Source organism: Inquilinus limosus (genome assembly GCF_051487185.1).
In the GTDB taxonomy this organism is placed as follows: domain Bacteria; phylum Pseudomonadota; class Alphaproteobacteria; order DSM-16000; family Inquilinaceae; genus Inquilinus; species Inquilinus limosus_F.
Genome location: NZ_JAHVDK010000063.1, coordinates 1 through 7,213 on the forward strand (window position 1 = coordinate 1; position 7,213 = coordinate 7,213).

Annotated in this window: 2 protein-coding genes; both read left to right on the top strand. The window is 72.9% G+C overall.

From position 1 onward, the window contains the following. The coding region (locus KXR53_RS35255; protein WP_437380294.1) for a phosphopantetheine-binding protein at positions 1-843 on the top strand (843 nt) is incomplete at its 5' end. Beyond that, positions 840-7,213 (top strand): amino acid adenylation domain-containing protein (locus tag KXR53_RS35260; RefSeq protein ID WP_437380295.1); only part of this gene is annotated, 6,374 nt, incomplete at its 3' end. The genes KXR53_RS35255 and KXR53_RS35260, both read left to right, overlap by 4 nt.

Below are 7,213 nucleotides of genomic sequence, written 5' to 3' on the forward strand. Positions count from 1 at the left end.
GCCATCGCCAACACCCGGATCCACATCCTCGATGCCGACCTCAACCCGGTGCCGGAGGGTGTGGCGGGCGAGCTGTACATCGCCGGCGTCAACCTGGCGCGGGGCTATCTCGGCCGGCCCGACCTGACGGCGGAGCGGTTCGTGCCGGACCCGATGGGACCTGCCGGCAGCCGGATGTACCGCTCGGGCGACCTGGTGCGGCGGCGCGGAGACGGGGCGATCGAGTATCTCGGGCGGCTGGACCACCAGGTGAAGCTGCGGGGCCTCCGGATCGAGCTCGGCGAGATCGAGGCGGGGCTGCGCGCGTTCCCGGGCATCCGCGACGCGGTGGTGGTGCTGCGCGAGGGGCGGCTGGTCGGCTACGTCGCCGGTGAGGCGCAGCCCGATGAGGCTGCCGTCAAGCAGCACCTGTCGGCAATGCTGCCCGAATACATGGTGCCGTCGCGCATCGTGGCGCTGGCGGTCCTCCCGGTCTCTGCCAACGGCAAGCTGGACCGCAAGGCCCTGCCGGCGCCGGAGTGGGAGAGCGGCGCCGACAGCCGGGCCGAGCCGGAGGGCGAGACCGAGCTGGCCATCGCCCGCATCTGGATGGACGTCCTCGGCCTCGCCCATGTCTCCCGGCACGACGACTTCTTCCAACTCGGCGGGCACTCGCTGCTGGCGACCCGGATGGCGTCGCGGCTGCGCCAGACCCTGGGCGTGGAGCTGCCGCTGGCGGCGCTGTTCGAGGCCCACACCATCGCCGGCCTGGCCGCGCTGATCGACCGACATGGCCGCGCCGACGCCGCGGCGGAACTGGATGCGATGTCCGATCTCCTGGACGCGCTGGAGCTGTCCGAATGAACGACATGACCGTGCCACAGGCCGATCCGCTGCGCGCCATCGCCGAGCGCGTCGCCGCCCTGCCGGCCGACAAGCGCCGGCAGTTCCTGGCCCAACTCGAGGCCAAGGGCATCAGCGCCCAGCGCCTGCCGATCGTGCCGGCGCCGCGGGGCGGCGACCTGCCGTTGTCCCACGCCCAGCGCCGCCTCTGGCTGTTGTGGACGCTGGAGCCGGAGAGCGCGGCCTATCACATCACCGGCGGGCTGCGCCTGACCGGCCGCCTCGACGAGGCGGCGCTGCAGGCGGCGCTGGACGGGCTGGTCGCGCGGCACGAGGCCTTGCGCACGATCTTCCCGGAGGTCGATGGCGAGCCGCTGCAGCGCATCCTGCCGCCGTCGCCGCTGGTGCTGGCCCGGATCGATCTGTCGGCGGTGCCGGAGGGGGAGCGCCAGGACCGGCTCGACGACGCCTCGGCCACCGAGGCGCGGCAGACCTTTGATCTCGCCGCCGGTCCGCTGCTGCGCGCCACCCTGGTCCGGCTGGCGGCGGACGAGCACGTGCTGCTGCTGACGCTGCACCACATCGTCGCCGACGGCTGGTCGCTCGACCTGCTGGTCGAGGATCTGGCCCGCTTCTATGACGACCACCGGTCAGGCCGGGCGCAGCGCGCCGCGCCGGAGATCCAGTACGCGGATTACGCGGTCTGGCAGCGCCAGCTGATGGAGGCCGGCGAGGGCGAACGCCTGCTCGCCTCCTGGGTGGAAAAGCTGGGCCCGGAGCAGCCGGTGCTGGAGCTGCCGGCCGACCGGCCGCGGCCCAGCGAACCGAGCTGGCGCGGCGACACCGTCGCCTTCGATCTGCCGGAGGATCTTTCAGCGTCGCTGCGGGCTTTGGCGCAGCAGCAGGGCGCGACCCTGTTCATGGTGCTGCTGGCCGGCTTCTCCGCGCTGCTGCGGCGGCTCGGCGCACAGGACGATCTGCGCATCGGCGTGCCCGTGGCCAACCGCCAGCGCCAGGATGTCGAGGCGGTGGTCGGCTGCTTCGTCAACACCCAGGTGCTGCCGGTCCGGGTCGACGGCCGGGCGGATTTCCGGTCGCTGCTGGCGTCGGTGCGCGACACGGCGCTCCAGGCCCAGGCGCATCAGGCGCTGCCCTTCGAGCATCTGGTCGAGGCGCTCAACCCCGAGCGCAGCCTGAGCCGCAACCCGCTGTTCGAGGTGATGATGCAGCACGGACGGCGCCGCGATGCGGTCGCCTTGCGCCTGGGGGACGTGCGGGCCGAGACCCTGTCGCGGCCAAGCGGCGCGGCCCAGTTCGATCTGAGCCTGTCGACGGTGGAGGACGAGGCCGGGAGGATCTCCGCCGAGCTGACCTACGCCGCCGAGCTGTTCGACCGGGCGACGGTGGAGCGCTGGCGCGACGGCTTCATCCGGCTGCTGCAGGCGGTCGCGGCGCATCCCGACCGGCCGCTGGCCCGGCTGGACCTGCTGACCGAGGCGGAGCGGGAGCACCTGTCCGTTTGGAACGCGACGGACTGCGCCTATGAGCCGGTGCCGAGCGTGATGACGCTGATCGAGCGGCAGGTACGGACGAAGCCTCAGGCCGAGGCGCTGGTGTTCGGGGGCGAGCGGCTGAGCTATGCCGAGCTCGACCGGCGGGCCAACCGGCTGGCCCAGGCCCTGGCCGCCCGCGGCGTCGGCCCCGACGTGCTGGTCGGGGTGGCGGTGGAGCGCTCGGTCGAGCTGGTCGTGGCGCTGCTGGGTATCCTGAAGGCCGGCGGCGCGTATCTGCCCTTGGATCCCGAGTATCCGCGCGAACGCCTGGCCGGGACCGTCGCCGAGACCGGCCTGCGCCTGGTGCTGGCCCAGACCCGTCTCCTCGACCGGCTGCCGCAGGCGGACGGGACCGAGATCGTCGCCCTGGAGAGCTGGGATCTCTCTGGGTACTCCGACGAGGCTCCTGCCGTGGCCTGGCATCCGGAGGCCCTGGCCTACTGCATCACCACTTCGGGTTCGACGGGCAAGCCGAAGACGGTGATGGTCCGGCATGGCGGGCTGGTCAACCTGGTGCAATGGACCCAGGCGGCCTACGAAGCCTCCAGGCCGCCGGTGCTGCTGCAGAAGACGGTCGCCGGCTTCGACGCCTCGGTGTGGGAGTTCTTCTGGCCCTTGGCATCGGGCGGCCGGCTGGTGCTGGCGCGTCCTGGCGGGCATCGGGAGCCGGATCATCTGATCGAGACGATCCGGGCCGAAGCTGTGACCGCGGTCCAATTCGTGCCGTCGCTGCTGCAGCTGTTCCTCGAAGAGGAGGGGGTGGAGGGCTGCTCCAGCCTCACCGACGTGTTCTGCGGGGGAGGGGAGCTGACGCCGGGTCTCGCGGCGCTGTTCGCGGAGCGTCTGCCGGGGGCGCGCCTGCACAACCTGTACGGTCCGACGGAGACGACAGTCGACGTGACCTCCTGGGCCTGCCGCCCGGAGGAAAGGCAGCGGAGCGTGCCGATCGGGCATGCCATCGCCAACACCCAGATCCACATTCTCGATGCCGACCTGAACCCGGTGCCGAGGGGCGTGGCCGGGGAGCTGTACATCGCCGGGGCGAACCTGGCGCGGGGATATCTCGGCCGTCCGGACCTGACGGCGGAGCGGTTCGTGCCGGATCCGAATGGTCCGGCCGGAAGCCGGATGTACCGCTCGGGCGACCTGGTGCGGCGTCGGTCGGACGGGGCGATCGAGTATCTCGGCCGGCTGGACCATCAGGTGAAGCTGCGGGGGCTCAGGATCGAGCTCGGCGAGATCGAGGCGGGCCTGCGCGCCTATCCCGGCATCCGCGAGGCGGTGGTGGTGCTGCGCGAGGGGCGGCTGGTCGGCTATGTCGCCGGCGACGCCCAGCCTGACGAGGCGGCGGTCAAGGCGCATCTGGCCCGGACCCTCCCGGAGTACATGCTGCCGGCGAAGCTGGTGTGGCTGGAGCGGCTGCCGGTCTCGGCCAACGGCAAGCTCGACCGCGAGGCGCTGCCGGAGCCGGAGTGGGAGAGCGATGCCGACAGCCGGGCCGAGCCCGAGGGTGAGGCGGAGCAGGCGATCGCCGCGATCTGGAGGGAGGTGCTGGGCCTGCGTCAGGTGGGCCGGGACGACAACTTCTTCGATCGGGGCGGGGATTCCATTCTGTCCCTGCAGGTGATCGCCCGAGCCCGGCGGCAGGGGCTGGTCCTGACTCTCCGAGACACCTTTCAGCACCAGACCGTGCGGGCCCTGGCCGCGGCGGCGCGTCGGGGGCCGACGGCGCCGGCCGTCGAAGCTGTTCCGGCATCGACCGTCGGAGCGGAGGGGCCGGCGCGCCTGACGCCGTCGGACCTGCCGCTGGCTGGTCTGAGCCAGGCCCAGATCGACGCCCTGCCGGTCCCGGCCGCGGCGATCGCCGACGCCTATCCGCTGTCGCCGCTGCAGCAGGGGCTGCTGTTCCACGCCCTGCACGCGACGGAGGCGGGGCTCTACGTCAACCAGGTCCTGGCGACCTTCGAAGGCCCGCTCGACGCCGGCCGTTTCGCCCGCGCCTGGGAGGCCGCGATCGAGCGGCACGACATCCTGCGCACCGGCTTCCTGTGGGACGGCCCGGCGCCGCTGCAGCTGGTGCGGCGCAGCGTGCCCCTGCCGGTCGAGATCCGCGACGGCAGCGGCCTCGACGAGCCGGGGATCGCCGAGCTGGCCCGTTGGGAGCGCGAGCGCGGCTTCGACCTGTCGGCCCCGCCGCTGATGCGGGTGCTGCTGCTGCAAACGGCAGAGGGCCGGCACCGGCTGATCTGGACCTTCCATCACATCCTGATGGACGGCTGGAGCACGTCCCGGCTGATCGGCGAGGTGCTGTCGCAATATCGCGGCACGGCGCCGGCCGCCGGCCCGGGCCGCTACCGCGACCACATCGCCTGGCTGGCCGGCCGCGATGCCGCGGCGGACGAGGCCTTCTGGCGCGGCCAGCTGGCGAGGCTGGAAGCGCCGACCCGCCTGGCCGACGCGCTGCCGGCGCCCGTGGAGAAGGGCGGCGGGCACGGCGTCCTGGCCACCCGTCGCGAGGCCGACCGCACGGCGCGGCTGACCGCCTTCTGCCGGCGCGAGCGCATCACCGTGAACACGCTGGTGCAGGGCGCCTGGGCGCTGCTGCTGTCGCGCTACACCGGCCAGCCCGGCGTCGCCTTCGGCGCCACCGTCGCCGGCCGCCCGGCCGAGCTGCCGGGCGCCGAGACGCTGCTCGGCCTGTTCATCAACACCCTGCCGGTGATCCAGCAGCCCGACCCCGAGGCCCGGGTGGGCGACTGGCTGCGCCAGGTGCAGGACGTGATGCTGGCGCTGCACGAGCACGAGCACACGCCGCTCGCCGATATCCAACGCTGGGGCGGGCAGGGTGGCCTGTTCGACACGCTGCTGGTGTTCGAGAACTACCCGATCGACCGGGCCGCGCGCGCCGGCGGCGGCGACCTGCAGGTGTCGGCGGCGGAGACGGTGGAGGCGACGCACTATCCGCTGTCTCTGGCGATTCAGGCCGGCGACACGCTCGACATCGCCTATGGCTATCGCCGCGACGCCTTCACGCCGGCGCAGGTCGAGGCGCTGAGCCGCCATCTCGACACGCTGCTCGACCGCCTGGTCGAGAACGCCGAGTCCGAGCTCGGCTCCCTCTCCATGCTGGCGGAGGCGGACCTCGCGCAGCTTACGATCTGGCAGACCGAACCCTACCGGACCGAGCCGTATCGCCCGGTCCAGGACTGGATCTCGCATTGGGCGGCGGCGGAGCCGGGCCGGACGGCGGTGATCTTCGGCGACCGCGAGGTCAGCCGGGGCGAGCTGGACCGGCGGGCCAATCATCTGGCGCACCGGCTGGTGCGGGCCGGCGTGGGGCCGGACGTGCTGGTCGGCGTGGTGCTGGATCGGTCGATGGAGCTGCTGGTGGCGCTGCTGGCGGTGCTGAAGGCCGGCGGCGCCTATGTGCCGCTGGCGCCGGATGCGCCGGCGGCGCGGCTGGCGGAGGTGGCGGCGGACAGCGGGCTGCGCCTGGTGCTGACCCAGGCGTCGCTGACCGGAAAGCTGCCGCCGGGCGTGGATCGCATCCTGGTCGAGGCGGAGGCCGGGGAGGCGGAGGTCGCGCCGGCGGTGCGGCTGCATCCGGAGAACCTGGCCTATGTGATCTACACCTCGGGGTCGACCGGCAAGCCCAAGGGCGTCGCCGTCGCCCATGGCCCGCTCGCCATGCACTGCCGGGTGACGGCGCCGCTCTACGACATGGACGAGACCTCGCGCGAGTTCCACTTCATCGCCTTCAGCTTCGACGGCGCGCATGAGCGCTGGCTGACTGCGCTGACCTGCGGCGCCAGCCTGGTGCTGCGCGACGAAGGCCTGTGGCCGGCCGAGAAGACACTGGCGGCGATCGGCCGGCACGGCGTCACCAATGCCGGTTTCCCGCCGGTCTACATCAACGAGATGGCGGCCTGGGCCGAAGAGACCGGCCGCTGCCCGCCGGTCGACCTCTATTCCTTCGGCGGCGAGGCGATGCCGGCGGCGGGGTACGACCGGGTGCGGCGGGCGCTGCGACCGCGGGCGTTGATCAACGGCTATGGCCCGACCGAGGCGGTGGTGACGCCGCTGGTGTGGAAGGCGGAGGCGGACACGCCGTGCGACGCGGCCTATGTGCCGATCGGGCGACCGGTGGGGGACCGCCGGGCCTATGTGCTGGACGGCCGGCTGCAGCCGGTGCCGGTCGGCGTGGCCGGCGAGCTCTACATCGGCGGGGGCGGGCTGGCGCGGGGCTATCTCGGCCGACCGGACCTGACGGCCGAGCGTTTCGTGCCGGACCCGTATGGCGAACCGGGCAGCCGGATGTACCGGACCGGCGACGTGGTGCGGTGGCGCCCGGACGGGTCGATCGACTATCTCGGCCGGGCCGACCATCAGGTGAAGATCCGGGGCTACCGGATCGAGCCGGGTGAGATCGAAGCGCGGCTCCTGTCGCACCCACAGGTGCGCGGGGCGGTGGTATCGGCCATGGCGTCGCCCGGCGGCCGGCGGCTGGTGGCGCATGTCGCGGCGCCGGAGGCCGGCGACGGGCTGGAAGCCGAGCTGAAGGCGCATCTGGCCGGTCAATTGCCGGACTACATGGTGCCGTCGCGGGTGGTGGTTCTGGCGGCGCTGCCGCTGCTGCCGACCGGCAAGCTGGACCGCAAGGCGCTGCCGGCGCCGGAGTGGGGCGAGGGGGCGGCGTCGGTGGCGCCGGAGGGTGAGGCGGAGCAGGTCCTGGCCGGGATCTGGGCCGAGGTTCTGGGCGTGCCGTCGGTCGGAGCCACGGACAACTTCTTCGCGCTGGGCGGGGATTCGATCCTGTCGCTGCAGGTGGTGTCGCGGGC